The sequence below is a fragment of the Acidobacteriota bacterium genome (assembly GCA_016184105.1).
GTDB lineage: Bacteria > Acidobacteriota > Vicinamibacteria > Vicinamibacterales > 2-12-FULL-66-21 > JACPDI01.
The window spans coordinates 45,304-71,891 of the sequence record JACPDI010000035.1; the positions used below are offsets into that span (position 1 = coordinate 45,304).

Annotated in this window: 24 protein-coding genes; 15 read left to right on the forward strand and 9 right to left on the reverse strand. The window is 68.0% G+C overall.

The window, feature by feature from the left end; all coding sequences use genetic code 11:
- The first annotated feature begins 78 nt into the window (after positions 1-78).
- Entirely contained in the window at positions 79-1,197 is a 1,119-nt protein-coding gene (locus HYU53_13130) for a hypothetical protein (GenBank protein ID MBI2222135.1), read from the forward strand.
- Between the two features lie 10 nt (positions 1,198-1,207).
- Complete coding sequence (locus tag HYU53_13135; protein MBI2222136.1) at positions 1,208-1,987, forward strand: rRNA pseudouridine synthase; 780 nt, start codon at positions 1,208-1,210, stop codon at positions 1,985-1,987.
- A 63-nt stretch (positions 1,988-2,050) separates the two neighbouring features.
- On the opposite strand, the gene scpB is transcribed toward HYU53_13135, so the two are convergent.
- From scpB to uvrC, 4 genes are all read right to left on the reverse strand, one after another.
- On the reverse strand, positions 2,051-2,713 hold the full coding sequence (gene scpB / locus HYU53_13140; protein MBI2222137.1) for an SMC-Scp complex subunit ScpB: 663 nt from the start codon (positions 2,711-2,713) through the stop codon (positions 2,051-2,053).
- 21 nt (positions 2,714-2,734) lie between these two features.
- The gene (locus HYU53_13145) at positions 2,735-3,526 is read right to left on the reverse strand and encodes a segregation/condensation protein A (GenBank protein MBI2222138.1); all 792 of its coding nucleotides are present in this window, start codon (positions 3,524-3,526) and stop codon (positions 2,735-2,737) included.
- Positions 3,527-3,603: 77 nt separating this feature from the next.
- Entirely contained in the window at positions 3,604-4,596 is a 993-nt protein-coding gene (gene trpS / locus HYU53_13150; GenBank protein ID MBI2222139.1) for a tryptophan--tRNA ligase, read from the reverse strand.
- 69 nt (positions 4,597-4,665) lie between these two features.
- Entirely contained in the window at positions 4,666-6,615 is a 1,950-nt protein-coding gene (uvrC, locus tag HYU53_13155) for an excinuclease ABC subunit UvrC (protein MBI2222140.1), read from the reverse strand.
- Positions 6,616-6,674: 59 nt separating this feature from the next.
- On the opposite strand from uvrC, the gene HYU53_13160 reads away from it, so the two are divergent.
- Together HYU53_13160 and HYU53_13165 are read left to right on the forward strand one after the other, a co-directional pair.
- The gene (locus HYU53_13160) at positions 6,675-7,274 is read left to right on the forward strand and encodes a CDP-alcohol phosphatidyltransferase family protein (protein MBI2222141.1); all 600 of its coding nucleotides are present in this window, start codon (positions 6,675-6,677) and stop codon (positions 7,272-7,274) included.
- Positions 7,271-7,474 carry a hypothetical protein gene (locus HYU53_13165; GenBank protein ID MBI2222142.1) on the forward strand — a complete coding sequence of 68 codons (204 nt, stop codon included), beginning with the start codon at positions 7,271-7,273 and terminating at the stop codon, positions 7,472-7,474. Before HYU53_13160 ends, HYU53_13165 begins: the two co-directional genes overlap by 4 nt.
- A gap of 26 nt (positions 7,475-7,500) precedes the next feature.
- Here HYU53_13165 and HYU53_13170 read toward each other — a convergent pair whose 3' ends face one another.
- The 3 genes from HYU53_13170 to efp all read right to left on the reverse strand — a co-directional run bounded on the left by HYU53_13170 (position 7,501) and on the right by efp (position 9,295).
- On the reverse strand, positions 7,501-8,058 hold the full coding sequence (locus tag HYU53_13170) for a hypothetical protein (protein MBI2222143.1): 558 nt from the start codon (positions 8,056-8,058) through the stop codon (positions 7,501-7,503).
- A gap of 101 nt (positions 8,059-8,159) precedes the next feature.
- On the reverse strand, positions 8,160-8,735 hold the full coding sequence (locus HYU53_13175) for a thymidine kinase (protein ID MBI2222144.1): 576 nt from the start codon (positions 8,733-8,735) through the stop codon (positions 8,160-8,162).
- Positions 8,732-9,295 carry an elongation factor P gene (gene efp / locus HYU53_13180; GenBank protein ID MBI2222145.1) on the reverse strand — a complete coding sequence of 188 codons (564 nt, stop codon included), beginning with the start codon at positions 9,293-9,295 and terminating at the stop codon, positions 8,732-8,734. The genes HYU53_13175 and efp overlap by 4 nt, the downstream gene beginning before the upstream one ends.
- 103 nt (positions 9,296-9,398) lie before the next feature.
- Between efp and HYU53_13185 the strand changes: the two genes are divergently transcribed.
- Complete coding sequence (locus HYU53_13185) at positions 9,399-9,785, forward strand: Hsp20/alpha crystallin family protein (GenBank protein ID MBI2222146.1); 387 nt, start codon at positions 9,399-9,401, stop codon at positions 9,783-9,785.
- 27 nt (positions 9,786-9,812) lie between these two features.
- Positions 9,813-10,985 carry a trypsin-like peptidase domain-containing protein gene (locus HYU53_13190; protein MBI2222147.1) on the forward strand — a complete coding sequence of 391 codons (1,173 nt, stop codon included), beginning with the start codon at positions 9,813-9,815 and terminating at the stop codon, positions 10,983-10,985.
- Here HYU53_13190 and HYU53_13195 read toward each other — a convergent pair.
- Positions 10,970-11,620 carry a DNA-3-methyladenine glycosylase gene (locus tag HYU53_13195; GenBank protein ID MBI2222148.1) on the reverse strand — a complete coding sequence of 217 codons (651 nt, stop codon included), beginning with the start codon at positions 11,618-11,620 and terminating at the stop codon, positions 10,970-10,972. The genes HYU53_13190 and HYU53_13195 overlap by 16 nt on opposite strands.
- Positions 11,621-11,659: 39 nt before the next feature.
- On the opposite strand from HYU53_13195, the gene HYU53_13200 reads away from it, so the two are divergent.
- The 9 genes from HYU53_13200 to HYU53_13240 all read left to right on the forward strand — a co-directional run bounded on the left by HYU53_13200 (position 11,660) and on the right by HYU53_13240 (position 23,599).
- A complete protein-coding gene (locus tag HYU53_13200; protein MBI2222149.1) occupies positions 11,660-13,408 on the forward strand; it encodes a HAMP domain-containing histidine kinase in 1,749 nt (582 codons plus the stop codon).
- A 53-nt stretch (positions 13,409-13,461) separates the two neighbouring features.
- Positions 13,462-14,109, forward strand: coding sequence for a response regulator transcription factor (locus HYU53_13205; GenBank protein MBI2222150.1), 648 nt, complete (start codon positions 13,462-13,464; stop codon positions 14,107-14,109).
- Between the two features lie 178 nt (positions 14,110-14,287).
- Positions 14,288-16,564, forward strand: a complete 2,277-nt coding sequence (locus tag HYU53_13210) for a TonB-dependent receptor (protein ID MBI2222151.1) — start codon at positions 14,288-14,290, stop codon at positions 16,562-16,564.
- Positions 16,456-17,184 (forward strand): hypothetical protein, encoded by a 729-nt coding sequence (locus tag HYU53_13215; protein ID MBI2222152.1) that lies wholly within the window; start codon positions 16,456-16,458, stop codon positions 17,182-17,184. Before HYU53_13210 ends, HYU53_13215 begins: the two co-directional genes overlap by 109 nt.
- A gap of 8 nt (positions 17,185-17,192) precedes the next feature.
- Complete coding sequence (locus HYU53_13220) at positions 17,193-18,161, forward strand: tetratricopeptide repeat protein (GenBank protein MBI2222153.1); 969 nt, start codon at positions 17,193-17,195, stop codon at positions 18,159-18,161.
- Positions 18,155-19,327 (forward strand): hypothetical protein, encoded by a 1,173-nt coding sequence (locus tag HYU53_13225; GenBank protein ID MBI2222154.1) that lies wholly within the window; start codon positions 18,155-18,157, stop codon positions 19,325-19,327. Before HYU53_13220 ends, HYU53_13225 begins: the two co-directional genes overlap by 7 nt.
- Entirely contained in the window at positions 19,324-20,388 is a 1,065-nt protein-coding gene (locus tag HYU53_13230) for a fumarylacetoacetate hydrolase family protein (protein MBI2222155.1), read from the forward strand. The genes HYU53_13225 and HYU53_13230 overlap by 4 nt, the downstream gene beginning before the upstream one ends.
- Before the next feature lie 15 nt (positions 20,389-20,403).
- A complete protein-coding gene (locus HYU53_13235) occupies positions 20,404-21,513 on the forward strand; it encodes a fumarylacetoacetate hydrolase family protein (GenBank protein ID MBI2222156.1) in 1,110 nt (369 codons plus the stop codon).
- 28 nt (positions 21,514-21,541) lie between these two features.
- Complete coding sequence (locus tag HYU53_13240; GenBank protein MBI2222157.1) at positions 21,542-23,599, forward strand: carbon starvation protein A; 2,058 nt, start codon at positions 21,542-21,544, stop codon at positions 23,597-23,599.
- Positions 23,600-23,622: 23 nt separating this feature from the next.
- On the opposite strand, the gene uvrA is transcribed toward HYU53_13240, so the two are convergent.
- Complete coding sequence (gene uvrA, locus HYU53_13245) at positions 23,623-26,580, reverse strand: excinuclease ABC subunit UvrA (GenBank protein MBI2222158.1); 2,958 nt, start codon at positions 26,578-26,580, stop codon at positions 23,623-23,625.
- Positions 26,581-26,588 lie beyond the last annotated feature (8 nt).

Genomic DNA, 26,588 nt, shown 5'->3' on the forward strand with positions numbered 1-26,588 from the left:
GTGCCTTGTGCCCGATGATTCGTGCCTGATCACGATATCATCGCCCCCGTGCGGAGCGCTCGACCCGTGACGCTGCTCGTGGTGGCGGCGGCGCTCGTCGCGGCCGGACTGGTGCTGCCCGGCTACCAGCGTGGCGCCGCCTTCGTGCTCCGCGCCGCGGACATCCACGGCTGGGCCGAGCCGATCGCGGCCTTCGGCGAGCTCGCGTATCGCACGACGGCGGTCACGGTGCCGTCGCGGCACGGCCGGCTGGCCGCGCGCATCTACCGCCCGCAAGGGGCCGTGCGCCGCGGCGTCGTGCTCGTGCCAGGCGTGCACGCGGCCGGCATCGACGAGCCCCGGCTCGTGGCGTTCGCCGGGTATCTCGCCGCGCGCGGGCTCGCGATCGCCACGATCGAGCTGCCGGATCTCAAACACTACGCCATCACGCCGCGGACAACCAACATGATCGAGGACGCCGGCGTCTGGATGGCCGGCCGCCCCGAGCTCGCGCCCGAAGGACGCGTCGGCCTCATGGGCATCAGCTTCGCCGGCAGCCTGGCGGTCGTCGCCGCAGGGCGCCCGGCGCTGCGCGACAGGACCGCGTTCGCGTTTTCCTTCGGCGGGCACGGCGATCTGCCACGAACGTTGGAATATCTCTGCACGGGACGACAGCCGGACGGCCAGTACCGCGCGCCCCACGACTACGGCGTCGCCATCATCCTGCTCGGCGTCGCCGATCGCGTCGTCCCTCCGGAACAGGTCGAGGCGCTGCGTCACGCCATCAACGTGTTTCTCGAAGCGTCGCACGTGGACATGGTGGACAAGCGCCGCGCGCGCGCCATTTTCGAGGAAGCCAGGACCCTGGCCGCGCGGATGCCGGAGCCCGCGGGCACGTACATGCGCTACGTGAACGCGCGGGACGTCGGCAGGCTCGGGCCGGTTGTCCTGCCGCACGTCGCGGCGCTCGCCGGCGACGCCGCGCTGTCCGCGGAACGCTCCCCGGCGCCGCGCGCGCCCGTCTACCTTCTGCACGGGAGCGACGACAACGTCATCCCCGCGGTCGAGTCCACGCTGCTCGCGCGCCATCTCGCGCCTGCCACCGACGTGCGCCTGCTCCTGACGCCGCTCATCACCCACGCCGAGCTCGACCGCCCGGTCGACGTCGTCGAGATCGGGAAGCTGATATGGTTCTGGACGGCCGTGCTCGATGAATGACCTGGACGAAATGACCACGAAGACCACCAGCACCACACAGAGGCTCACGGTGACAGCAGTCAGGCTTCAGAAGATTCTCTCGGAGGCGGGCGTCGCGTCGCGGCGCACTGCCGAAACGCTGATCCAGCAGGGACGCGTCTCCGTCAACGGGAAGGTCGTGGCGGAGCTGGGGTCGAAGGCGGACCCGGCCGAGGACGACATCCGCGTCGACGGGCGCCGGATCCGCGCGGCGCAACGCAAGCGCTACCTTCTCCTGAACAAGCCGCGCGGGTACGTGACGACGAGGTCCGACCCCGCGAAGCGGCCGACCGTGATGGATCTGCTCAAGGGCGTGAAGGAGTACGTGTACCCGGTGGGCAGGCTCGATTACGACTCCGAGGGGCTGCTCCTGCTCACGAACGACGGCGAGCTGGCGGCGCGATTGACGCATCCGCGGCACGAAGTGGAGCGGCTCTACGAAGCGCGCGTCCGCGGGATTCCCGATGCGCACGCGCTCGACCGTCTCGCCTCCGGCATCGTGATTGAACGGCGCAAGACCGCACCGGCCACCGTCAAGCTGGCGAAGAAGATCGACGCAGACAGCGGCCCTCAGGCCGTGGTGCTCATCGGCATCCACGAGGGACGCCACCGGCAGGTGCGCGAGATGTTCGACGCCGTCGGCCACCCGGTGATGCGCCTGAGGCGCGTGCGGATCGGACCTGTGCGCGACCCCCAGCTCAAGACCGGACATTACCGGGAGCTGAGTCCCGCGGAAGTGGCGAAGCTGAGGAAGGCCGCGGGGCTGCCGTGATATTGCTGCGGGGCGGACCCGCCGCAGCCTGGGCGGAGGCGGGAAGGCTCGCGCCACACCTGCTCAGTGCACGGTCTCCGGCGTGTCATCCTTCGACTCGGAAGGTGGCTCCGCGCGTTCCGCGGATTCTGCAGGCGACGGCTCGGCGGGCTCGAACGGCAACGTCACGGTTGCCGCCCCGGGCGTCAGGCCGCTTGGCGGCTCGAAGCCGAGGAGGTCGGCCATGTCCTCGATCTTCGGCAGGTCGTTCAGATCTTTCAGCCCGAACCGGTCCAGGAACTCGCGCGTCGTCCCGTACATGAACGGCCGGCCGACGACCGGCTTGCGGCCGACGATCTTGATCAGCTTGCGATCGATCAGCGTGCCGACGACGCCCGAGGTGTTCACGCCGCGAATTTCGGCGATCTCCGGCGCGGTGACCGGCTGCTTGTAGGCAATCACCGCGAGCGTCTCCAGCGCTTGTACCGACAGCTTCAGCGTCGACTGGTGGTGGAACAGCCGGCGCACCCACTCGTGCAGCTCCGGGCGCGTGACGATGCGGAAGCCGCCGGCCACTTCGACCATCTGCAGCCCGCCCGGGCGTTCGTAGTCCTTCTTCAGCTCCTCGAGCGCGGCATCGACGTCTTCCTTCGGCTCCCCTTCGAGGAGCTTGTACATGGACTTCGGCGTCAACGGCTCGGGCGAGGCGAAGATCAGCGCTTCGAGGACGGCTTTCAGCTCAGACATCGGCAATCTGGCGGCGATCGGTCACCGCTTGACCTCGGGATCGAGTATCGGATGCGGCGCATCGGCGGGGCGCGCGCGTTTGTACACGCGAATCGGGCCGAAGGCGCCGGACTGGAACACGCGGATCAGTTTCAGCCGGATCATCTCCAGCAGCGCGAGAAACGTGACGATCAGCCCGGACCGGGTCTGCACGTCGGCGAACAGGTCCTCGAACCCGCACGCGTCGGTTTCCGACAACCGGCCGAGCAGCTGGTCGATCCGGACCTCGATCGGGATCTGTTCGGGCGGCAACGGGACCATCGCGCGCTGCTTCGCGCGCTCGAGCACGCCCCGGAACGCGGTGAGCAGGCTGAAGAGATCCACCTCCAGCTCCGGCTCCGGCGGATTGTCGGTCAGGTCCTGCACCGCGCCGTCGGGGCGGCTCCACTGTGCACTGCGGATCGTCTCCCGCTCGTGCAGCAGTTCCGCCGCGGCCTTGAACTTCTGGTGCTCGAGCAGCCGGCGCACGAGCGCGTCGCGTGGATCCTCGAGCGGATCGTCCTGCGACGGATCCGGGCGCGGCAGCAGCATCCGCGATTTCACGTGGATCAGCGTCGCGGCCATCACCAGGAACTCCCCCGCCACGTCCAGGTTCAACTCCTCCATCAGCTCGAGGTACTCGAGGTACTGCTTCGTGACGAGCGCGATGGGGATGTCGTAGACGCTGACCTCGTGCTTCTTGATGAGGTGCAGCAGCAGATCGAGCGGCCCTTCGAAGATCTCGAGGCGCACGGGATACTGCTCGAGGACGGACTCGAATTCGGGCTGGTCCATGTGAATCCAGGCACGAGGCTCGAGGCACGAGGCTCAAGGAACCTCCTTGTGCCTTGTGCCCCATGACTCGTGCCTATCTAGTATCGCAGCCGCACCGCTGCGCGGACGCGGTCCATCGTTTCCCGCGCCACCGCGCGAGCGCGGCGTGAGCCGTCCTGGATGATGTCGCGCAGCGCGTTCGGATCGCGCAGCACCTCCGCGCGCCGCTCGCGCATCGGCTCCAGCATCGCATTGATCGCCCTGGCGAGCTTCGTCTTGACTTCCACGTCGCCAACCTTGCCGGCGCGGTAGCGCGTCTTGAGGTCTTCCACCTCGGCGGCGTCCGGGTTGAAGGCGTCGTGGTAGACGAACACCGGATTGCCCTCGACGGTGCCGGGAATGTCGGCCCGGATCCGCTTCGGGTCGGTGTACATCTGCATGACCTTCTTGCGCACGGTCTCCGCGTCGTCCGAGAGGTTGATGGCGTTGCCGTAGCTCTTGCTCATCTTCCGGTTGTCGAGGCCCGGCAGCCGCGAGGTGGGCGTCAGCAGCGGCAGCGGCTCTTCGAACAACGGCCCGTAGAAGTTGTGGAAGCGCCGCACCACTTCGCGTGACAGCTCGAGGTGCGGCACCTGGTCGTCTCCAACCGGGACGTACTTCGCGTTGTACATCACGACGTCGGCGGTCTGCAGGAGCGGATACGCCAGGAACCCCACCGTGGACAGGTCCTTGTCGGCGAGCTGGTCGATCTGCTCCTTGTAGGTCGGCACCCGCTCCAGCCACGGGATGGGGATCACCATCGACAGCAGCAGGAAGAGCTCGGCGTGCTCCGGCACCAGCGACTGCACGAAGACGACGCTTCGCGTCGGATCGATGCCGGCGGCAATCCAGTCCGCCACGTTGTCGAGCCCGTTGTCGACGATCTCGCGCGTGTCCGCATATTCACTCGTCAGCGCGTGCCAGTCGGCGACGAAGTAATAGCAGTCGTAACGGTCCTGCAGCGTCGCCCAATTTCGAAGCGCGCCGACGAGATGGCCGAGATGCAGGCGCCCGGTCGGGCGCATGCCGGAAACAACACGGGGTCTGCTCACGAGAGACGTTCAGGATACGGGAAAAGCCCCGGAGGCTCAAGAGTTTGAAGCAAGAAAGGCCGCGGTACCTCACGGATTGGCCGCGAAGTGGGCGAGCACCGCGTCGGCGACCTTCGGGCCCACGACGCGCACGAGCTCCTCGCGCGTGGCGCGCCGGACGCCCGCCAGGCTGCCGAAGTGGGTGAGCAGCGCGCGGCGGCGGCGCGGCCCGATGCCGGGGATATCGTCCAGCGCCGACCGCAGGTCCCGCATCGTCCGCGCCTTGCGGTGGAAGGTGACGGCGAACCGGTGCGCTTCGTCGCGAATACGCTGGATTAGGAGCAGGGCCGGGCTCTCCGCGGCCAGCGCGATCGGATCGGCGTGCTCGCGGGTGTAGAGCAGCTCCTCCTTCTTGGCGATGCCGACCGCCACGAGATTGGCCAGCCCCAGCTGCTGCAACGCGTCGTACGCGGCGTTGAGCTGTCCCTTGCCACCGTCGATGAGCACCAGGTCCGGAAACGGCCCGCCGTGTTCGAGGAGCTTCCGATAGCGGCGCAGGACGACTTCGTTCATGGCGGCGAAATCGTCTTGCCAGGCGACCGGGACCGGAGGCCGGAGGCCACCAGGTACCGCTGCGCGCTCGGGGGTCGCCTCCGGTGCCTGGCCTCCGCTGCCTGGCCTCTGGCCTCTGGCACCCGGCCTCCGGCCTCTGATCCTGAACTTCCTGTACTCCCCCCGCTTCATCCGGCCGTCCTCGCAGACGACCAGCGACGCGACCGTTTCGGCCCCCTGGATCGTCGAGATGTCGAAGCACTCGATTCGCCGCGGCAGGGCGGGGAGGTTGAGCACCAGGCGCAGCGTTTCGAGCGCGTCGTAGTTGGCGGCGACGTTCTCGTTGAAGCGCGCGTTGTAGGCGACCGCCGCGTTGCGCGTTGCCAGCTCGAGGAGGCCGCGCTTTTCGCCGCGGCGCGGCACGACGAGCTTGACCTTGCGTTCGGCGCGGGCGGACAGCCACGACTCGAGCGCCTCGCGGTCCGCGTCCGGCAGGTCGAGCGGCACGTGGATCTCCGGCGGCGGCTCGCGATGTTCGTAGAACTGCTGGATGGCCGCCTCGAGGATCTCAGCCTCAGCCTCAGCCTCAGCCTCAGCCTCAGCCTCCGCCTCCGCCTCCGTGGCGCCCTCCGCGAACAGCTCGATGCGCTCGATCACGCGGCCGTCGCGCATCTGGAAGACCTGGACCGAGGCGCCGGCGGGACCCGCCTTCAGGCCGAACGCGTCGCGGTCGCCGAGCGCCGGCGTCGACATCTTCTGCTGCCGTGTGGCGACGGTTTCAATCGTCCTGATCGCGTCGCGCAGCTGCGCCGCCTGCTCGTATCGCTCCCCGGCGGCCGCGTCCGCCATGCGGCGCCGCAGGTCCTCGAGGAGTTCCTCGTTGCGCCCCTCGAGGAACAGCTGCGTATCGGCGACCGCCGCGCGGTACTGCGCCTCCGAGCAGATCTCCGCCACGCACGGCGCGATGCAGCGCCTGATGTCGTATTCGAGGCACGGCCGCCCGCGGCGGCCGGTGATCTCCTCGTTGCAGGAGCGGATGCCGAACAGCCGGTGCGTCAGCGCCATCGTCCGCCGCCCGAGCCAGGCCGGCATGAAGGGCCCCACGTACACGTCGCCGTCGCGCTCGACGCGGCGCGCGACCAGCACCCTGGGGAACCGTTCGCTGGTGGTCAGCTGCAGGTACGGGTAGTTCTTGTCGTCGCGCAGCAGGATGTTGTAGCGCGGCTGCCGCTGCTTAATGAGGTGGTTTTCGAGCGCGAGCGCCTCGACGACCGAATCGGTGACAATGGTCTCGAGCCGCTCCGCCTCGCCGAGCAGCGCGTCGTGGCGGGGGCTCGTGCCCCAGGCGTTCAGGTAGCTGCGCACCCGGTCCCTGAGCACGCGGGCTTTCCCCACGTACAGCGTCTCCCCGGTGGCGTTGTAATAGAGATACACGCCGGGCTGTTCCGGGAGGCGGGCGATCTGGCTCTTGAGGTCCCTGATGGGCATGCGTTACTGTTACTACGTTGATTCTGCGCGTTTTTCGAACCTTTCATTATAGCAACTGAATGACCGTCACCGGCTTCATCGGCACCGTCTGCATGTTCCCGCTGCGCCTCATCATTGCCGCGGCGGTGGCCCTGCGCATCCACCCGAACGTGCTCACCTTCGTGGGGGTCCTCATCAACGTGGCGGCGGCGACCGCGCTCGGCGTCGGCCGGTTCACGCTGGCGGGCGTCATCATGATCGTCGCCAACATCTTCGACTTCATCGACGGCAACGTCGCGCGGGAGACGAAGCTGGTGAGCAAGTTCGGCGGCTTCTGGGACTCGGTCATCGACCGCTTCTCGGACATCGCGCTGTTCATCGGGCTCATCTACCTCTACTCGGAGCTGCGGCGGACCGATTACGTGATGATCACGGCGCTGGCGATGCTGTTCTCCATCATGACGAGCTACGCGCGCGCGCGCGCCGAGTCGCTGATCCCGCGCTGCAAGGTGGGCTTCATGGAGCGTCCGGAGCGGATCGTGCTGTTCATGATCGGCGCGTTCACCAACCGCATGGCGGCCGTGATGTGGGTCATCCTCGTGCTGTCGATCGTCACCGTGGCCGACCGGATCTTCTACACGTGGCGCGAGCTGCGCGCGGCCGAACGGGTGACGGTATGACGGTCAAACGGACGCTGTCGCTCCCCGCGGTGATCGTCTGGAATGCGCTCTTCTGGACCTACGAGCGCGCCACCTGGCAGTACGACCTGATGGTGATCGCCATCCTCGCCTTCATCTGGCTGACGCCCCCGTCATGGCTGCAGGACCCCACCTCGAGCGGGCCGGGGCTGCTGCAGTGGGTGCTTCAGTACTTTCGATAGACGAAGGCTCGCACGAGGGTTCGTGCCTACACATCCTCCCGCTCGTCGTGCCCGCCCAGGTCGAGCGTTTGTCCCGCGAAGTGGATGTCGTGCGCGGCGATGTGATCGCGCAGGATCCGGCGCGCCTCGCCGTAGAGGTTGAGCGGCACCTCGAGGCGCCGCGCGAGGCGGCGCGCGCGCGAAATGACGACGAGCGTGATCGTCTCGTTCTCGCGCCACGTCAGCCCGCCAATCTCCGCGTAGCGCATGAAGCCGGTGTCCGACCAGATGCCGTCCTGGTAGAACCCGCGGCCGATCCGCCAGCTGAGCGGCGCCGCGTAGCCGTAGTAGACGAGCATCATGCTCTCGCCGAAGGCGTTCGACGGCGGTTGCCGCTGGATCACGAGCTTGACGATGATGAGGAGGCCGAGCGCGCCGGCCAGCGCGGCGAAGAAATGCGAATAGGCGGGACGCCCCGCCGGCCAGGTGAGCACGGCCGAGGAGCGGAGGCGCAGGAAGCGCAGGAACTGCAGGAGCAGCCGCGCGTTTGCCACGGAAAACCCCACGCCGAGCACGAACAGCACCCGCGGCAGCAGCGCTTCCATGCGACCATTCTAGGGGTCAGATCCCGAATTCTCACTTTTTTCTAGGGCTGACCCTTAGGGTCAGCCCTAGAAAAAAGTGAGAATTCGGGATCTGACCCCCTCTACTGCCCCAGTCTGGGGTCGAAGCACCGGCGGCACCGCGCCTCGTAGGCGCCGTGCGCGCCGACCAGCACCCGCTCCCGGCTCGCGACCAGCCGCTGCGTGTGGTTCGCGGGCGCGCCACACACCATGCAGATCGCGAGCGTCTTGGTGATGTATTCCGCGATCGCCAGCAGCTGCGGCATCGGCTCGAACGGCTTCCCCAGGTAGTCCTGGTCGAGGCCGGCGACAATCACCCGCTTGCCCTGGTCCGCAAGCGAGTTGCAGATCATCGGCAGCTCGGCGTCGAAGAACTGCCCCTCGTCGATCCCGACCACTTCCGTGTCGGGATGGACCTTGTCGAGCAGCTCCCGCGAGCTGGCGACGTTCTCCGACGGGATGCGCATCTCGCTGTGCGACGTGATGTGGTCGTCGCCGTAGCGGTTGTCGATGGCGGGCTTGAAGATCTGCACCTTCTGCCGCGCGATCTGCGCGCGGCGCAGCCGGCGGATGAGCTCCTCGCTCTTGCCGCTGAACATGCTGCCGGTGACGACCTCGATCCACCCGCCGGTGGAACGCGGCTGAACGACTTCGGTCATACGCGCGACTGGTACTCGCCAGACTCGGTGTTGACGCGGATCATGTCTCCCTCGTTGACGAACGGCGGGACCTGCACGACGAGCCCCGTCTCGGTGCGCGCCGGCTTGAGCTGCGCGCTGGCCGTCGCCCCCTTGATCGCCGGCGTCGTCTCCAGCACCTTCAGATCGACCGTCTGCGGCAGCTCGATGCCCACCGGCTCGCTCCCGTAGAACTCCACCGCGATCACCATCTCCGGGATCAGGTAATTCACCGAGTCGCCGAGCGTCTCTTCATTGATGTGGATCTGCTCGTACGAGTCCGTGTCCATGAAATGGAACGAGTCGCCGTCGCGATACATGTACTGCATCTGGCGCTCGTCGAGCGTGGCGCGTTCCACGTCCTGCTCGGCCCTGAACTTGTGGTCCGACAACGTCGTCGTGCGGATATTGCGCATGCGGGCCTGGACGAAACCGCGCTTGTTGCCCGGCGTCATGTGCTGAAGATCCATGATCCGGAACAGGTCGCTGCCCATCTTGATGAGCATGCCCCGCCGGAGCCGTGTGGCCTGTACTGAACTCATTCCTGCTGTCTCCCGAACCATCTATCCTAGCCCCGAAATCGCCGGATCCGCAATCGTGGGATCGCGAGTCCGCAATCGGCAATCGGGGTGTTAGGATCGAGGCATGTCGTGGGATTCGCTCCGCGAGCTGATGGCGCTGCAGGACCAGCTGGGGCGCGGGCCCGAGGGCGGCTGGACCCCTCCGGTCGACGTGTTCGAGACCGACGACCGGTACGTCGTGACCGCGGAGCTGCCGGGCCTCACGCGCGACGACATCCAGATCGAAGTCCACGACGGAGAGCTCGTGATTCGAGGCCGCCGGCCCGAACCCGGCGTGCCGCCCGCGGCGTACCTCCAGATGGAGCGGCTCCAGGGACCCTTCGGACGCGCCTTCCTCTTCACCGAGGCCATCGATGCCGCGCGGATCGCCGCGGAATTCCGCGACGGCGTGCTGACGATCACCGTGCCGAAATCCGCGCGGCCCGAGCCGCGCCGCATCGACGTCACCTAGCCGGGGCCGCGTCCACTGATGCCAGCCATGCGCAAACTTGTTCTCGCCCTCGTCTTCATCACGTGCGGCGTCGCCGCGGGCCTCGTCCTCGCCGGCCGCATGCGATCCGCCGACGATGTGATGGCCCTGCCGCCGGCCACGGTCGCCCAGCCGGGAGGCGCCCGGACCGCCGCGGCGGCACCGCCCGTGACCGGTGGCCTCCCGGACTTCTCCGCGGTCGCGTCACGCGCGGTCAACGCGGTCACGAACATCGCGTCCGAACAGGTCGTGCGCGAGCGGAACTCGCCGTTCGCGGCCGACCCGTTCTTCCGCCAGTTCTTTGGCGACGATAGCGACATCTTCGGCTACCGGAACCGCATTGAATCGAGCCTCGGGTCGGGCGTGATCGTCTCGAGCGACGGATACATCCTCACGAACTCGCACGTGGTCGGCAACCTGCGCGCGCGCATCACGACGACCTTTGCCGACAAGCGCGAGGTCAAGGCGGAGATCGTCGGCGTGGACGAGCTCACCGATATCGCGCTGCTGAAGGTGGACGCGCGCGACCTGCCGACGCTCGACTGGGGGGACTCGTCGAAGCTGAAAGTCGCCGAGTGGGTCCTCGCGATTGGCAACCCGTTCTCCCTCAGCTCCAGCGTCACCCTGGGCATCGTCAGCGCGACCAAGCGGAGCCTCCAGGGGCAGGTGGCGGGCTACGAGGATTTCATCCAGACCGATGCGGCGATCAATCCCGGCAACTCCGGCGGCGCGCTCATCAACGCGCGCGGCGAGCTGGTGGGGATCAACACCGCGATCTTCAGCCGGTCGGGTGGGTACCAGGGGATCGGCTTCGCCGTGCCGAGCAATCTCGCGCGGCGCGTGATGGACAGCCTCATGAAGTACGGCGAGGTGCGCCGCGGATCGGTCGGCCGCCTCGACGTGGTGCCGCTGACCACGCAGCTCGCGCAGGAACTGGGCGCGCGGGACATGCGCGGGGCGGTCGTCTACCAGATGTCCCGCAGCTCGGCCGCGTATGAGGCGGGCATCCGCCCGGGCGACATCATCGTCCGCTTCAACGGCCAGAACGTCGACGACCCGTCGCAGTTCGTGCGGTTGCTCGCCGACGCGCCGATCGGCAGCACCGTGAAACTGGGAATCATCCGCGAGGGGCGCGCGATCGACGTGCCGGTGACGGTCACGAGCGCTCAAATAAGAAGGTGAGTGCCTTTTGCCTTTTGCCTTTTCGTCACCGCCGCGCTGCGCGCATCCACGCAGCGCCAGTGGTGCTCGACGCCGACGGTGATCCCGATCCGCGGCGACCAGTGCACGTCCCTGCCCGCCGCCAGTCCGCGGTCCTCGATGCGCAGCGCGCTGCCGGTGAGATCGCAGCGGTTCTGGCGCAGGTCGACCCCGAGCGCCCGCGTGAGGTTGCCGGGCCCGCGGCACAATTCCACCTCGTCGAAGTCCGCCCCCTTGCGGCGCGTGCCGCGCGCGCGCCGGCGGCGCATCACGCTGATGCCCTCCAGCGGCTCGAGCGCGCGGATCAGGACCGCTGCCGGCCAGCCGTCAGGCTCGGTCACCGCGTTCACCAGGTAGTGGATGCCGTAATTCACGTAGACGTACGCGAATCCCGGCGGCCCGTACAGTGGTGCGTTGCGCTCGGTGGGTCCCGGCGCCGCATGACAGGCCGGGTCGGATTCGCCGATGTACGCCTCGGTTTCGACGATGACGCCCGAAGCGGTGCCCGTCCTGGTCTCGTGAACGAGGACCATCCCGATGAGGTCGCGTGCGACGATGAGGGTGGGCCGGGCGTAGAAGTCCCTGGCGAGGGGGGACCCGGGCCGAGCGTCGATCATTGACAGGCCGCTTCCGGTGGGAGTACGGTTCTGCTCCCGATGTGGAGGGCTTTCCGGCCGCGGCGCCCTGACCCCGTCGTCTTCGTCATCGCGGCACTCCTCTGCGCTTCCACGCTCGTCATCTTCCTCCATCACAGGGCGCTGGCCGCGCTGGACCGGCAGACCACGGTCATCCTGCAGAAGATCTCCGAGCAGACGGCGGCGGCCGCCGCCCAGCGAATCCGCGCCACCTTCGATGGCCCCGTCTTCGACACGCTCGCCTCGGTCAACCATCCGTTCCTCGTGGCGGGCCGGTTCGACCTCGTCGCCGCGGCCTATCGCAAGGGGCTCGCCACCTACCCGCAAGTGGACCGGTTCTTCATCTGGACCGACGCCGCCGATCGGAATGCCCCTGGAGAAGCGCTGTTCTACGGGCCGGCAATCCCCGTCGCGGCCCCGGGCGGCGGCGATCCGAAGGGCGGGCTCTCCCGCGATCCGGTCCTTGGGCAGGCCGTGCTGGCTGCCGCGCGGCGATACGCGGTCGCGCGGCAGATCTACGCGGCGGTGCCGGCCGAGGCCAACGGCGAGCGCTACGACGTCTTCATCCGGCTGTACTACACCGATGCCGCGCGTGACCGCTTCTTCGCGGTGCTCGGGTTCGTGGTCAACCTGAACCACGTGCGCACGCACCTGTTTCCGGACCTGCACCGGCGGTTCCTCGCCAGCCTCCTGGAGCCGAAAGATGCGAGCCCGCGGTTCGACATGCGCATCATCGATGACGAAAACCGCCTCGCGTACGGCCCGGCCGAGCCGATCCCCGCGATCAGCGCGCGCAGCCCGTTCGCCCTGCAATTCTACCCGGTCGACGACATCCGCACGCGCATGGCGGCGATGGTGCCGCACCGGCAGTGGACGATCGTGATCAGCCCGCGCTCGGAAACGGCCGGCGGCATGTTTGGATCGACCGGCGCGCAAGGCTACTGGCTGTCGGGGCTCTCGGTGCTCCTGATGTTCGTCGCGCTGGTCTTTGCCATCCAGACCAGCCAGCGCGCGGCGCAGCTCGCCCGGATGCAGTCCGAGTTCGTGGCGCACGTGTCGCACCAGCTCAAGACGCCGGTGTCGCTCCTGAGCGCGGTCGCCGAGACGGTCAGCCTCGAGCGCGTGCGCTCTCCGGAGAAGCTGGCGAAGTGCATCGGCATCATCCGCGGCGAGACGGCGCGGCTGTCGGCGCTCATCGAGCGCATTCTCGACTTCTCCCGCGTGGCGGACACGCGGCGGCGCTTCGAGCTGGAGGCGGTCGAACTCGAGCCGCTCGCGCGCGACACCGTGGAGGCGTTCGTGGAGGCGCTCGACACGCGCGGCTACCGGATCGCGGTGGTCAACATCGGCGGCAGCCCGGTGGTGGCCGCGGATCGCGCCGCGCTCGAGCAGGCGCTGCTCAACCTGCTCGACAACGCGATCAAGTACTCGGGCCTGGCCGGCGAGATCGCGGTCCGCGTCGGCATCGCGGGGGGCGAGGCGATCATCGACGTCGCCGACCAGGGGCCGGGAATCGCGCCGAAGGACCAGGCGCGGATCTTCGACCGGTTCTACCGCGGCGCAGCCGCGGCCGCGCATCGCCAGGGCTTCGGCCTGGGCCTGCCGATTGTGCGCGAGATCGTGACCGCGCATCGCGGCCGCATCGATGTGGCCAGCACGCCGGGTGCCGGCAGCACGTTCCGTATCCGCCTGCCGCTGCTCCAGGATGCCGTGCAGGCGCCCGCCGGCTGGTTGCGCACGCGCGTGGGGTGGCGAAAGGAGGCCTCGTGAAAGGCGATGACAACGCCGCCGCTCGGATCCTGGTCGTTGAGGACGAGCCGGAGATGCAGTTCCTGCTCGGTGAGAACCTCGAGGTCGAAGGATACGAGGTCACGACCGCGGAGACGGGCGAGCGCGCGCTCGACGAGATCGGCGAGCAGGCGTTCGACATGATGATCCTCGACCTGATGCTGCCAGGCATGAGCGGCTTCGCGGTGTGCCGCGAGGTGCGCGCCCGCGGCCTGCGGCTGCCCATCATCGTCCTCACGGCGCGGTCGTCGGAATCCGACCGCGTGGTCGGCCTCGACCTGGGAGCCGACGACTACGTCACCAAGCCCTTCGGCGTGCAGGAGCTTCTCGCGCGCGTGCGCGCGCAACTGCGGCGCGGCGAAGCCGGCCGCGACGGCGTGGCGAAGTCGTTTCTCCTCGGAGACGTGCGCATCGACCTGAGCCGGCGCATCGTGAGCCGCCACGGCCGCCCCCTCGAGATCTCGACGCGGGAGTTCGAGCTGCTGCGCTACCTTCTGGCCCACCGGGGCGAGGTGGTGAGCCGCGAGCAGCTGCTGCGGGACGTGTGGGGCTACAGCCCGGTCGTCGTCACGCGGACGGTGGACACCTTCGTGGCGAAACTGCGCAGTCACATCGAACGGACGCCGCACGATCCGCAGTTCCTGGTGACGGTCCACGGCAGCGGTTACCGGCTCATGGTCTGACGAGCTTGCGCGTTCCGCGGCGGCCCTCACAAAGTCTTCACAATTCCGCCACATCTCTTCACATTCCGCCCGCGCGATCCGGGGTAGCGTTCAGCCTCTGACACAGGCCGGGGCCTGCGGTCCTCGGGCGTCGCGCGACGATACGTCGCGCGACGACTGTTCTTCAGGAGGAGTTTCAATGCTCGCAGTCGCACGACTGGTGACCCTCGCCGTGGCGCTCGCCGCAGCGGCCGCGGGTCCCGCCATGGCGCAGCAACGCGGCTCGATCAGCGGCAAAGTGGTGGATGCGGGAGGGCTCGCCCTGCCTGGCGCCACCATCACTATCACCGAACAGCGGACCGGCTTCACCCGCACGGCGATCACGGCGGATAACGGCGCGTACACGGTCCCCAACCTGGATCCGGGCATTTACACCATCAGCGTCGACATGCCGGGGTTCGCCGCCTACAAGCAGACGGACCTGCAGCTCACGGCGGGGTCGGAAGTGACCCTCGAGTTGAAGCTGCAGATCGCGGGGTTGCAGGAACAGGTGACGGTCACCGGGCTCGCTCCCCTCGTGGAGCGGACCACCAGCAGCGTCGGCGGCAGCCTCTCGGGCAAGGAGATCGAGGATGTGCCGTCGAACTTCCGGAACTTCACCGCGCTGACGCAGCTCATTCCAGGCATGACACCCAACCCGGCGCAGTCCTCGTTCGAGGGAGGGCAGGTGGTCGCCAACGGCACGCCGGCGCAGTCGAACGTGTACCTCATCGACGGGATGTACAACAACGACGACCGCCTGGGCGGCAGCCAGGGGACGCAGGTGCGCGTGGTGCTGGACAACATCGAGGAGTACCAGGTGCTGTCGAACCAGTACAGCGCCGAGTACGGCGGCGGCGCGGGGGCGATCATCAACATGGTGACCCGCGGCGGGACCAACGCCCTCTCCGGCCGCGCCTACACGTATTTCCGGGACGACCGCTTCAACACCCGCGGGCACTTCCTGCCGGAGGGCGCGGAAAAGCCGGAGGAGCGGACCGTCCAGGCGGGGTTCGCCATCGGCGGGCCGATCGTTCGCGACCACGCGCACTTCTATTTCACGCTCGAGCGCGACAACGAGAAGATCGCCGGCCTGAAGCGCTTCCCCGCCGCGGCGGCGCCGCTCGCGCGGGATTTCGTCGGCGAGTTCACGGTGAACGCCACGAACTATTTCGGCCGCGGCGACCTGCAGTTGAACGACAGCAATACGATCAGCGCCCGTTGGGTCCTGGAAACCGCGCCGACCCGCGGAGAAGGCTTCAACACCAACAACGAGACCACCGACGCCCAGGGCTGGGAGAGCGACTGGGACCATCTCTTCAGCGTCTCGTACACGAGCATCCTCAACGATCGCTCGACGAACGTGCTCCGCGTGGGGCGCATCGGCGAGCAGCTCGGCACGGGCGCCCAGGCGTTCTTCGACGACGAGGAGGTGACGTTCGTGGGCTTCAACGGCCGCGACCCGTTCACGCTGGGGCAGCGGAACGAGCATCCCAGCTACATCACGGGCAAGGGAGGCGACGGCGTCAACACGCGGATTCGGACGTACACGCTGGACAATTCCTTCAGCTACTTCGTCCCGTCGCTCTGGGGGGGCGAGCACACGTTCAAGCTGGGGGGCGGACTGAGCTTCAACCAGGCCACCCCGCGCACGACCGTCAGCTCGGGCACCTACCAGTTCTCTGGTGACCTGCCGTACAACCCCGCGAACCCGGCGACCTATCCGTTCCAGTTCGACATCACGGTGGGCCCCGAGGGGGAGGGCTTCCCGGCGTTCGCGAAGGACCGCCGGTACTATGTCTTCGGCGAGGACAAGTGGCGGCTGACGGACAATTTCACGCTGAACCTCGGCGTGCGGTACGATCACCAGCGCCACACGCCGAACAGCAAGGACGACATCGCGCCCCGCGCGGGGTTCGCGTGGGACGTGACCGGCAAGGGCACGACGGTCGTGCGTGGCGGCGCGGGCCGTTTCTTCTCGTACGTGCCGGTGTCCGTGGCACTCGCGTTCGACCAGTCGGGCGTCCTCACGAGGTTCCCGAACATCAGCATTCGCGATCCGAACAACCCGGTCCTGCATCCGGACATGATCAGCGACTCGGAGGGCAGCCCGGGTGTCGCCGTGTTGAGCGCAGCGGGCCGCGCCGAGCTCGCACGCCTTCGCAGCCAGGTGCTGTCGGGGCTCACGTTCAACCGCAACCCCCGCGTGGACGACCCCGATCGGGAGCTGCCGTACCAGTGGGCCTGGAGCCTTGGCTTCAGCCACGAGTTGTTCGGGAATTCCGCGATCAGCTGGGAATCATCGACATCAACGAGCCGATCGGCGGCGTGCGCCCCGGCGTGGCCGGGTTCGACCCGGGCGGCTCGATCGTTCCGCCCGAGGCGCGCGGGACCAACTTCGCGCGCGTGCTGCAGTCGCAGACCCGCGACGAGCTGAACGGCGACTACCAGTCCCTCCAGCTGTCGTTCGTGCGCCGGATGGCCAATCGCTGGAGCGGCCGCGCCGCCTACACGCTGCAGAAGAGCAACTACGTCGGCCTCGGCAACCCGGACAACCGCCGCGTCTGGCTCGATAACGACGTGCGCGCCGACTACGGGCGGTTCGCCTTCGACCGCCGGCACGTCCTCGCGGCGAGCGGCACGTGGAACGTCTGGCAGCGCCTCAACGTGGCCACCGTCGTCAGCGCGATTTCCGGCGCGGCGATCAACGAGACCGTCGGCCGCGACGTGAACGGCGACGGCGACAACAACGACCGTCCGGTGCGCGGGATCGACGATGCCGTGCTGCCGATTCGATCGGAACTGGACTCCCAGGGCCGGGCGGTGATCAACGGGCTGGACGGCCCCGGGTCCTTCCTGATCGATCTCTCGATCCGCTACCAGATCCCGTTCGGCGCCGGGCTGGACAGCCTCGACCTGTTCTACGACGTCTTCAACGTGCTCAACCGCGAGAACCTGGTGAACCCGACCGGCAACCGCCGCTCGGCCAACTTCATGAAATCCACGGCGGCGCAGTTCGCGCGGCAGATGCAGTTCGGCATCCGGGTCCGGTTCTGAGGGCGGCCGTGCGCGGGACACGTCACGGGTTCTGCGGCCCGGGCGCCGCGATCATCCTGGGGGCGCTCGTCGCGGGCGCCCCCGCTCCGGCGTCCGCCCAGATGGAGCTCGGGGTCATCCAGGGAACGGTGCAGGACGAGAGCGGCCACCCTCTCGAGGGGGTCACGTTCCGGCTGCGGGATGTCAGCCGCGGCCGGAGTTACACGACAAAGAGCGACCGCGACGGCCGTTTCTATCGCCGGGGTCTTCCCGCCGTCGAATACGAGATCGTGGTCGAAAAAGACGGATACCAGCCGATCAAAGACAAGCTGAAGCTCGACGCGGGCGTGCCGAAGCGCTTTGATTTCAAGCTCGCCAGGGCGGCGCCCGCGGGGGCCGAAGAATTCGTGCGCGGCGTCGAAGCGTTCAACCGCGGCGACGCCGCGGCCGCGGCCGGCGCGTTCGAGGCGGCGCTCGTCAAGGCCCCGGACGCACCGGAGGTCCGGGTCAACCTGGCGCTCGCGTACCTGCGGCTGAAGCGCACGGACGACGCCGTCGCCGAGCTCGAGAAAGCCGCGGCCCTCGCGCCGGCCAGGCCGCAGGTGCTGTTGCAACTGGGCGGCGCGTACGTCGAAGCGCGCCTGAACGACAAAGCGATCAGCGCATTCGAGCAGGGCCTCGCGCGCCAGCCGGACCCCGCCGATCCGCTGGCCTATGAGGCCACGGTCACGCTGGGCGCGCTCTACTTCGCGGTCGGGCGAAACGATCAGGCGATCGAGACCTTCCGCAAGGCCCAGGCGGCCCGGCCCGACGCGCCCGCGCCGAAGCTCGGCCTCGCCAAGTGCGCGTTCAGCAAGGGGGACGTCAACGAGGCCCTGCGCCAGTTCCGCGAAGTCGCCGCCAGCGCGCCGGGAACGCCGGAAGCGGCGGAAGCGGAAGCATTCATCAAGGAACTTGAAAAAGTGAAGAAACCCAACGGGCAGGAGGACGCATGCTGAGCAGAAGCAAGGCCGCACTGCTGATCGCCACGACGGCGGCGGTGTGCATCGCCGCGGGAGCGGCCGCGCCGCAGACAGCACCGGAAAAAGGAGGAGGCGACGAGTTCGGGTCGTACGAGCTGGTCGCCGGCTGGCCGCAGAACCCCTGCGGGCCGGGCTACCAGTTCGGGTCGACCGGCGGCATCTTCGCCGAGTCGCCCGATCGCGTGTTCATCTACCAGCGCGGGTGCCTGCCCGCGCTCACCGACAACTCGTTCGGGCAGCCGCAGAGCCTGGTGCCGAGCCGCAACGCGTCGGGTTACGACCTCTCGCGCACGGAGCCGGAACGCCGGCCGCGCTGGGACCACGTGCTGTATATCGTCAACCGCGAGGGAAAACTGATCGACTCGTGGGATCAGCACAACAAGCTGTTCGTGCGCCCCCACAAGGTGCTGATCAGCCCGTACGATCCCGAGAAGCACGTGTGGCTGGTCGATGACGGCGCGCACGCGGTGTACAAGTTCACCAACGACGGCAAGACGCTCGTGATGCAGCTGGGCGAGGTGGGCGTGCCCGGCAACGACGGGAAGCATTTCGCGCGCCCGACCGACATCGCCTGGCTTCCCGACGGCACGTTCTTCGTCAGCGACGGATACACGAACACGCGCGTCGTGAAGTTCGACAAGAACGGGAAGTTCCTCCTCACGTGGGGCCAGAAGGGGAACGAGCCGAACGAGACGCGGCCGGGCTACATGAACACCGTGCACTCGATCGCCATCGACGATCAGCGCCGCGTGTACGTGGCGGACCGCGCAAACTCGCGCATCCAGGTGTTCGACGAGAACGGCAAGTTCCTCGACGTGTGGCCGAACGTCCGCCGGCCGTACTACATCTACATGTCGCGCGACCAGCACCTCTGGATCTCGGACGGCGTCACGCAGAAGTTCACCAAGTTCGACCTGAACGGCACGCTGCTCTCCTCGTGGGGCACGTTTGGCGCGTTCCCCGGCGGGTTCTGGGGGGTGCACCAGTTCAGCGTGGACAGCGAAGGCAGTCTCTACACGGCGGACGTGCACATCGGGCGGCCGCAGAAGTTCAGGGCGAAGCCGGGCGCCGACCCTGCCAGGCTCGTCGGGCAGCCCAAGAGCCTCACGGTCACATCGAGCAGCAGCGGAGAACCGAGATGATGAGCCGATTCGCACATGCCGCACTGATTGCCGCGTGGATGACCACGGCCGGCGCACTGGCCGCCGGGCAGACGGGCGCGGGGGCGGCCACCCGCTACACGCTGGGGACGTTCGCCCACGGCAACCGCACGTTTGTCGCCGTCATCGTCAACGGCGTGGCGGTGGATCTGTCGAAGGCGGATCCCTCGCTCCCCACGGACATGAAGACGCTGCTCGAGCGGTACGACTCGCTCCGCCCGAGGCTGGCATCGATTGCCGCGTCGGCCGCGACGAGCCGGCCCGCTCACGCGTACGACGTGAAGTCGCTGAAGACGCTGCCTCCCGTGATGCCGCAGAACATCCTCAACGCCGCGGTGAACTACGTCGAGCACGCGCGGGAAATGCAGGGCCGGAGCCCGAACGACATGGTGCCCCCGGCCGACGCGCCCAAATCGATCCCGGGCATCTGGGAACGGAGGCCGGGCGACACGCGGCACAACCCCTACGTGTTTCCCAAGCCGGCCGGCGCGGTCATCGCCGACGGCGAGACGATTCGGATTCCCGCGGGCCGCGACCGCGTGGACTGGGAGTGCGAGCTGTCGATCGTGATCGGCAGGACGGCGTCGGCAGTCCCGGTGGAGCGGGCGATGGACTACGTCGCGGGGTACACGCTGCAGAACGACGTGTCCGATCGCGGGGGACGCAGCGACAACCGCCACGGGTCGGACTGGTTCATCGGCAAGGGGCACGACACGTTCGCGCCGCTCGGGCCGCACATCGTCCCGAAGGAGTTCGTGCCGGATCCGCAGAAGCTGGGGATCACGTTCACGCTCAGCGGCAAGGTGATGCAGGACTCGAACACCGACCGGATGACGCACACCGTCGCCGAGCTGGTGAGCTACGTCACGCACGTGCTCACGCTCAAGCCGGGAGACATCATCGCGACCGGCAGCCCGGCCGGCGTCGGCGCGGCGCGCAACGTGTTCATGAAACCGGGAGACACGTCCGTCTGCACGATCGAAGGGATCGGCACGCTCACCAACCCGGTTGCCGGCGCGCGGTCCACGTCGAGCATGCCCTAGCGCCAGGAGGACAAGATGAGATCGCTGATACTCGCGCTCGCCGCCGTGGCCGCCCTGGCCACCGGCAGCGACGCCCGCAGTGACTCGGTCGCGAGCGCCGAGCCGTTCAAGCTCGGGACCTTCGTCGTGGACGGCCGCCCGACGGTCGGGGTCGTCCTGCGCGACAAGCTGGTGTTCGAGCTGGAGGCCGCCAATCGCGAGCTGGAGCTGCAACCGCAGTTCATCCGCCTGCCGATGCCGGCCGACATGCTGGGCGTGATCGAACGGTACGACTACGGAGTGCGGCGGCGCATCTACGAGATCGTCAATGCGCTCGTGGCGTCCAACCGGCTTGCCGGCGACCGCCGCCCTTCGTACGTTCATGACGCGGCGGCGCTTCGCACGCTCGCGCCCATCCGGTATCCCAGCAAGACGCTCAACGCCGCCGGGAACTATTACGGGCACGTGTCGGAGTCGAGCACGCCGGAGGAACAGCGCAAGGTGGCGGAAGCGCGACGGAAACAGCGCGGCACGCCGTACCTGTTCCTGAAGCCAACCCGGGGCGCGATTGTCGGTAATGGCGACGACATCATCCTGCCGGCGGGACGGGAAAAGATCGACTGGGAGTGCGAGCTGGCGATCGTGATCGGCCGCCCCGCAAAACAGGTGACGGCGGCCGAAGCGAAAGACTATATTTTCGGTTACACGATCGAGCTGGACATGTCCGACCGGGGCGGCCGGCCCGGCGAGGAGCCGTCGCGTTCCGACTGGTTCATCGGCAAGGGCCATGATACGTTCTCGCCGATGGGCCCGTACATCGTGCCGAAGGAGTTTTTCGCGGACCCGATGAACGTGTCGCAGCGGCTGACGATCAACGGCAGGGTCATGCAGGACTCGCGCTCGAGTGACATGATTCACAACATCTACGAGCTGATCGAGTACGGCTCCTGGATTATGACACTGTTTCCGGGGGACGTCGTGGCCGCCGGCAGTCCCGCGGGCACCGGCATGTCGCGCTCGGTCCGGCCCGATCAGGTGTTTCTCAAGCCGGGTGACAAGCTCGTCGCGACCATCGAGGGCATCGGCACCCTGACACACGTCGCGAAGCCGGAAACCAAGCGGCCCGCGACGACGTCGAGCTGGTAACCGCAAACGACCCCGGGGGAGGGGTGCTGTGAACGCGCTGTACATCCTGATTCCCGCGCTGTGCCTGATGGCCATCGCTTATCGGTACTACAGCGCGTTCCTCGCCACGCGCGTCGCGGTGCTCGACGACACCCGCGTCACTCCCGCGCACACCCGGTTCGACGGGCACAACTACTACCCGTTGAGCCGCTGGGTGCTCTTCGGCCACCACTTCGCGGCCATCACGGGGGCCGGGCCGCTGATCGGCCCGGTTCTCGCCGCACAGTTCGGGTATCTTCCCGGCGCCATCTGGCTCGTGGTCGGCGTGTGCCTCGGCGGCGCGGTTCACGACTTCATGGTGCTGTGGGCCTCGAGCCGGCGCGGCGGGCGCTCGCTCGCGGAGATCGCGCACGAGGAGATCGGAACGGTCGCGGGCGTCACCGCCGCCGTCGCCATCCTCTTCATCATCGTCATTGCGCTCGCGGGGCTCGGCCTCGCGGTGGTGAACGCGCTGCGCGACAGCGCGTGGGGCACGTTCACCATCGGCATGACGATCCCGATTGCGATCGTCATGGGCCTCTACATGTGGCGCTGGCGCAAGGGGGCCGTGACCAGCGCAACGATCATGGGCGTCACCGCCCTGATCCTGTGCGTCGTCGCGGGACGATGGGTGGCCGAGGCGGAATGGGGCCGGCTGTTCATCCTGAACAAGAACGAGCTGGTGCTCGCGCTGGCCGTGTACGGGTTCGCCGCATCCGTGCTGCCGGTGTGGCTGCTGCTCGCGCCGCGCGACTACCTGTCGGCCTTCATGAAGATCGGCACGGTGGCGTTCCTCATCCTGGGCGTCACCTTCGTCGGGCCGACGCTGCACATGCCGGCGGTCTCGCAATTCGCCGCGGGGGGCGGGCCGATCATCCCGGGCAAGGTCTTTCCCTTCGTCTTCATCACGATTGCCTGCGGCGCGATCTCCGGGTTCCACGGGCTGATCGGGTCCGGCACCACGCCCAAGATGTTGAACCGCGAGTCGGACATCCGCCCGATCGGGTACGGCGCGATGCTCGTGGAAGGGGTGGTGGGGATTGTCGCCCTGATCGCCGCGACGGCGCTCCACCCCGGTGACTATTTCGGGATTAACGTTCCCGCGAGCCAGTTCGCGGCGCTCAACATTCCGGAGGTCAATCTCGCCGCGCTCTCGGCGCAGGTCGGCGAAGATGTGGCCGGCCGTCCGGGCGGTGCCGTGTCGCTCGCCGTCGGCATGGCGCAGATCTTCACCGCGCTGCCGGGCATGGCGGGGCTGATGTCGTACTGGTACCACTTCGCCATCATGTTCGAGGCGCTCTTCATCCTGACGACGATCGACGCCGGCACGCGGGTCGCGCGCTTCATCCTGCAGGAGTTCGCGGGGCGCCTCTATGCTCCGCTCGGACGGAACGACTCGATCCCCGCCGCGGGACTGGCCACGCTCGCGGTGGTCGTGTCGTGGGCGTACTTCATCCACGCCGGGAGCATCAGCACGATCTGGCCGATGTTCGGCATCGCGAACCAGCTCCTGGCGACCGTGGCCCTGGCGATCACGACCATCGTGCTCGTCAACGCCGGACGCGCGCGGTACGCGTGGGTGACGATCGTGCCGATGTTGTTCGTGGCCACCACGACGATCAGCGCCGGGATCCTGAGCGTGCGGGACAACTTCTGGCCGATGGCCGTGGGGACCAATCCAGGCGTGCGGATGCAGGGATACGTGAACACGGTCCTGACCCTGCTCATGCTGTTGTGCGTCGGCATCATCCTCGTCGCAGCCGCGCTGCGGTGGCGGCGCCATCGGACGGAGTCCACGATGGCGGAGAGCGTTGTCGCGACCGGGCTCGCGCTCGCCCTGCTTTGGCCGTCGACCGGATACGCGCAGCAGCCTGCGGAGCTGTTCCGGCTCGTGACGTTCGAGCACTCCGGATCCGTGCGGCTGGGCGCCACGCGTGGTGAAGACATCGTGGACGTCCACAACGCCGTTCGGGCGCTGCGCGCGGCCGGCGCCGCGGAAACCGTCCGCGGTCACGACGCCGCGATCGATCTGGCGGCGAAAGAAAAGGGGGACTGTCCCCCTTCTTGAAAAGGGGGACTGTCCCCCTTTTCTCACCCGGCCGAGTAGGAATGCGACCGCCCGGTCGCGAGCACGTTTCGCAGATGACGGCCGGTGTGTGACAGCGGGGTGTCGACGATCCGCTCCGGCGGGCCGGCCGCGACGATCTCGCCGCCGGCTTCGCCCCCTTCCGGCCCGAGATCGATGACCCAGTCCGCCGTCTTGATCACGTCCAGGTTGTGCTCGATCACGAGCAGGCTGTGCCCCGCCTGGAGCAGCTTCCTGAACGCGGCGATCAGTTTCGCGATGTCATCGAAGTGCAGGCCCGTCGTCGGCTCGTCGAGGATGTAGAGGATTCGCTCGCCGGTCGTGGACGCCAGGTGCGCCGCGATCTTGATCCGCTGCGCCTCCCCGCCCGACAGCGTCGTCGCCGGCTGCCCCAGCCGGAGGTATCCGAGCCCGATCTCATCGAGCACCTGCAGGCGGCGCAGCACTTTCGGCGAGTTCGAGAAGAAGGTGAGCGCCTCGCGCACGGTCATGTCGAGCACCTGGTCGATGCTCTTGCCGCGGTAGCGCACCTCGAGGACCTGCGGCTTGAACCGCTTCCCGTCGCACTGCTCGCACGGCACGAAGACGTCGGCGAGGAACTGCATCTCGACACGCACCTCGCCTTCCCCCTCGCACCCGTCGCAGCGCCCGCCGGGCACGTTGAAGGAGAAGTGGCTGGCGGTCAGACCGCGCGATCGCGCGTCCTTCGTGGAGGCGAGCAGCTCGCGGATCGGATCGAACGCCTTCAGGTACGTCACCGGGTTGGACCGCGGTGTCCGGCCGATGGGCGCCTGGTCCACCAGGACGACGTCGCTCACGAACTCCGCGCCGTCGAGTTTCCGGTGCACGCCGATGCGGCGGTCCCAGTCCCCCTTCGCGCGCTTGAGCGCGGCGTAAATGACGTCGTGCACCAGCGTGGACTTGCCCGATCCGCTGACGCCGGTGACGCACGTCAGCATGCCGAGCGGAATGTCGACGTCGATGTTCTTCAGGTTGTGCTCGGATGCGCCCAGCACCCGGATTTTCTGGCTCGTCGGCCTCCGGCGCGTCGCGGGGACCGGAATCGCGAGGTCGTCGCGGAGGTACTTCGCCGTGAGCGATCGGGGCTCCTGCATCAGACCGGCCAGATCGCCGCTGTAGATGATCCGCCCTCCCTGCTCCCCCGCCCCGAGGCCGAGATCCACGATCCGGTCGGCGACGCGGATCATGTCTGCGTCGTGCTCGACGACGAGTACGGTGTTCCCCTGGTCGCGGAGCTGCTTTAGGATCGCGATCAGCCGCGCGCTGTCGCGCGGGTGGAGCCCGATCGACGGCTCGTCGAGCACGTACAGCGTGCCCACGAGCGCCGATCCGAGCGACGTGGCCAGGCTGATGCGCTGCGATTCGCCGCCCGAGAGCGTCGAGGAGAGGCGGTCGAGCGTGAGGTAATCGCGCCCGACGTCGCGCAGGAAGCCGAGGCGGCGCCGAATCTCGTGGAGCACCTTGCCGGCGATCGCCGCTTCCTTCTCGGTCAGCGCGAGGGTCTCGAAAAAGCGGTCCGCCTCGCGCACGGTCAGCGCGCAGGCCTCGTCTATCGTGAGCCCTGCGACGCGCACGTCGCGCGCCTCCCGCCGCAACCGCGCACCGCCGCACTCCGGGCAGGTGAGGTATCCGCGATAACGGCTGAGGAACACGCGGACGTGGACCTTGTACTTCTTCCGCTCGAGCCACCGGAAGAAGCCCCGCACGCCTTCGTACCCGGCGCCGTCCCCATCGATCACCAAGGACTTCTCTTCGGGCGTCAGGTCCGCCCACGGGACATCGAATCGCAGATGTGCCGCCTTCGCGGCGCGTTTCAGCTCCGCGAGCTGGGCGCGGTAGTGCGGCTTGCTCCACGGCTCGATGGCGCCCTGGTTGATCGATCGCGACGCGTCGGGGACCACGAGCGCCATGTCCAGCTCGATGATGTTGCCGAAACCGTGGCACGTCGGGCAGGCGCCGAACGGATTGTTGAACGAGAAGAGCCGCGGCTGCGGCATCTCGTAGACGATGCCGCAGGGACGGCACTCGAAGCGCTCGCTGAAACGATGGACGATCGAAGGCGGACCTGAAAGGTCCGCCCCACTGGTGGGAGGAAGGTCCGTCCCGCGCGCGCCAACCTCGATCGCGAATGCCGCGCCGCCTCCTTCGAGGTACGCCGTCTCAATCGAATCGGTCAGCCGCGTGCGCAGATCCCCCTCGATCTGGAGCCGGTCCACGATGACCTGCAGGGACGCCCGGTCGCGCAACGCGGCCGGATCCACATCCTCCAGGTCGATCGTCGCGCCGTCCACGTAGACGCGCCCGAAACCCTTTCGGCGCAGCGTGTCCAGCAGCGCAACGATCGGATCCGGCGCAGGCTCGGGCATGCCGCCGTTGCCGTTCTCCGCCACGCCGTTCGCATCGGTTTCATCCGGCACGTCGTCTTCGGCGCGCGCCGGCTCGGTGGCGGCGACAATCGGCAGATCGAAGCCGATGAGGATGCGCGTGCCCTCCGGCAGCACGCCGAGGCGGCGCGCGACGACTTCCGCCGTCTCGCGGAACACCTCGCGGCCGCAGCTGCGGCAGAACGTGCGCCCGATCCGCGCGTACAGGAGACGCAGGTAGTCGTGGATCTCGGTGGTCGTGCCGACCGTCGAGCGCGGGTTGCGCACGCTGTTCTTCTGGCGGATCGCGATGGCCGGACAGATGCCGTCGATCTGATCGACGTCCGGCTTCTCCATCCGTTCGAGGAACTGGCGCGCGTAGGCCGACAGCGATTCGACGTACCGGCGCTGCCCCTCGGCGTAGATCGTGTCGAAGGCGAGCGAGGACTTTCCCGATCCGCTGACCCCCGTCATGACGATGAGCTGCCCCGCGGGCAGTTCGACGTCGACGTTCTTGAGGTTATGGGTGCGGGCGCCGCGAACCACGATCTGGTTCGCCGCGAGTCCCTGCTGTGCCATGGCGGATC

Coding starts and splice junctions, on each gene's coding strand:
- HYU53_13135 (MBI2222136.1), top strand. CDS start 1,208: ATGACCACGAAGACCACCAGCACCACACAGAGGCTCACGGTGACAGCA.
- scpB (MBI2222137.1), bottom strand. CDS start 2,713: ATGTCTGAGCTGAAAGCCGTCCTCGAAGCGCTGATCTTCGCCTCGCCC.
- HYU53_13145 (MBI2222138.1), bottom strand. CDS start 3,526: ATGGACCAGCCCGAATTCGAGTCCGTCCTCGAGCAGTATCCCGTGCGC.
- uvrC (MBI2222140.1), bottom strand. CDS start 6,615: ATGCCCATCAGGGACCTCAAGAGCCAGATCGCCCGCCTCCCGGAACAG.
- HYU53_13160 (MBI2222141.1), top strand. CDS start 6,675: ATGACCGTCACCGGCTTCATCGGCACCGTCTGCATGTTCCCGCTGCGC.
- HYU53_13165 (MBI2222142.1), top strand. CDS start 7,271: ATGACGGTCAAACGGACGCTGTCGCTCCCCGCGGTGATCGTCTGGAAT.
- HYU53_13170 (MBI2222143.1), bottom strand. CDS start 8,058: ATGGAAGCGCTGCTGCCGCGGGTGCTGTTCGTGCTCGGCGTGGGGTTT.
- HYU53_13175 (MBI2222144.1), bottom strand. CDS start 8,735: ATGACCGAAGTCGTTCAGCCGCGTTCCACCGGCGGGTGGATCGAGGTC.
- efp (MBI2222145.1), bottom strand. CDS start 9,295: ATGAGTTCAGTACAGGCCACACGGCTCCGGCGGGGCATGCTCATCAAG.
- HYU53_13185 (MBI2222146.1), top strand. CDS start 9,399: ATGTCGTGGGATTCGCTCCGCGAGCTGATGGCGCTGCAGGACCAGCTG.
- HYU53_13190 (MBI2222147.1), top strand. CDS start 9,813: ATGCGCAAACTTGTTCTCGCCCTCGTCTTCATCACGTGCGGCGTCGCC.
- HYU53_13195 (MBI2222148.1), bottom strand. CDS start 11,620: ATGATCGACGCTCGGCCCGGGTCCCCCCTCGCCAGGGACTTCTACGCC.
- HYU53_13200 (MBI2222149.1), top strand. CDS start 11,660: ATGTGGAGGGCTTTCCGGCCGCGGCGCCCTGACCCCGTCGTCTTCGTC.
- HYU53_13205 (MBI2222150.1), top strand. CDS start 13,462: ATGCAGTTCCTGCTCGGTGAGAACCTCGAGGTCGAAGGATACGAGGTC.
- HYU53_13210 (MBI2222151.1), top strand. CDS start 14,288: ATGCTCGCAGTCGCACGACTGGTGACCCTCGCCGTGGCGCTCGCCGCA.
- HYU53_13225 (MBI2222154.1), top strand. CDS start 18,155: ATGCTGAGCAGAAGCAAGGCCGCACTGCTGATCGCCACGACGGCGGCG.
- HYU53_13230 (MBI2222155.1), top strand. CDS start 19,324: ATGATGAGCCGATTCGCACATGCCGCACTGATTGCCGCGTGGATGACC.
- HYU53_13235 (MBI2222156.1), top strand. CDS start 20,404: ATGAGATCGCTGATACTCGCGCTCGCCGCCGTGGCCGCCCTGGCCACC.
- uvrA (MBI2222158.1), bottom strand. CDS start 26,580: ATGGCACAGCAGGGACTCGCGGCGAACCAGATCGTGGTTCGCGGCGCC.